The sequence below is a fragment of the Microvirga arsenatis genome (assembly GCF_009910705.1).
Lineage (GTDB): Bacteria > Pseudomonadota > Alphaproteobacteria > Rhizobiales > Beijerinckiaceae > Microvirga > Microvirga arsenatis.
In genome coordinates, this window is sequence record NZ_JAAAXJ010000067.1 from 1 (window position 1) to 998 (window position 998).

1 protein-coding gene is annotated in these 998 nt (G+C 64.1%); it reads left to right on the forward strand.

Features of this window, described 5'->3' with window-relative positions:
* The first annotated feature begins 196 nt into the window (after nt 1-196).
* On the forward strand, nt 197-967 hold the full coding sequence (locus tag GR303_RS24235; protein ID WP_343038512.1) for an ion transporter: 771 nt from the start codon (nt 197-199) through the stop codon (nt 965-967).
* The last annotated feature ends 31 nt before the right edge of the window (nt 968-998 follow it).

Here is a 998-nt window from a genome sequence, read left to right on the forward strand (position 1 = left end):
GGTCGTCTGATCGGCCTGCCTTCTGCCACAAACACCCTAGCACCCCCTTCCGGTGGGCTAAGGCCACGCTTACCTGTAGGCATGCCGCCTCCTGCCCAGTGCCCATATGGCAGCATCATCACAGGGGCTTCGCCCCGGCGGGCTGGCAGGCACCACCCGATCCGACTTTGAGAACACGACCATGCTGGAACGACTGTTGAAAGACCCTCGAACCGAACGCGTGATCCTGACGCTGATCATTCTCAACGCCACCACCTTGGGCCTTGAGACCAGCCCTTCGGCCATGGCCACGTTCGGGCCTGTGCTGATTGCCATCGACCGGATCGTCCTCACGGTCTTCGTGCTGGAGCTGGCAGCCCGTCTCGTGGTCCACCGCCTCTCCTTCTTCCGGGATCCTTGGAGCGTCTTCGACCTCGCCGTTGTCGCAATCGCCCTGATTCCGGCTACGGGTTCGCTGTCGGTGCTGCGGGCGCTGCGCGTGCTGCGGGTGCTGCGCCTGATTACGGCGGTGCCCTCCCTGCAGCGGGTGGTCGGCGGACTGGTCTCCGCCTTGCCGGGCATGGGCTCGATCACGCTCCTGCTCGCGCTGATCCTCTATGTCTTCGCTGTCATGGCAACGAAGCTGTTCGGCCAGACCAACCCGGAGCAATTCGGCTCGCTCGGAGCCACCGCCTATACGCTGTTCCAGGTCATGACCTTCGACGACTGGTCCGGTGGCATCGTCAAGCCGCTGGCGGAGCACCACCCTTACGCCATCGCCTTCTTCCTTGTCTTCATCCTGCTGTCGACCTTCATGGCTCTGAACCTGTTCATCGGCGTCATCGTGAACGCCATCGATGCCGAGACGGCAGAGGATGCGCCGAAGCTGACCCACCCGGCGCATGCCGACGAGCGCCTCATCGCCGAGATCAGGGCCCTGCGGGCCGAGATTGCCGAACTCAAGGGGCACCTGAGCAAGGCAGCCTGAGCGGGAGGGCGGTCAGGCCGAACTAGAGAGC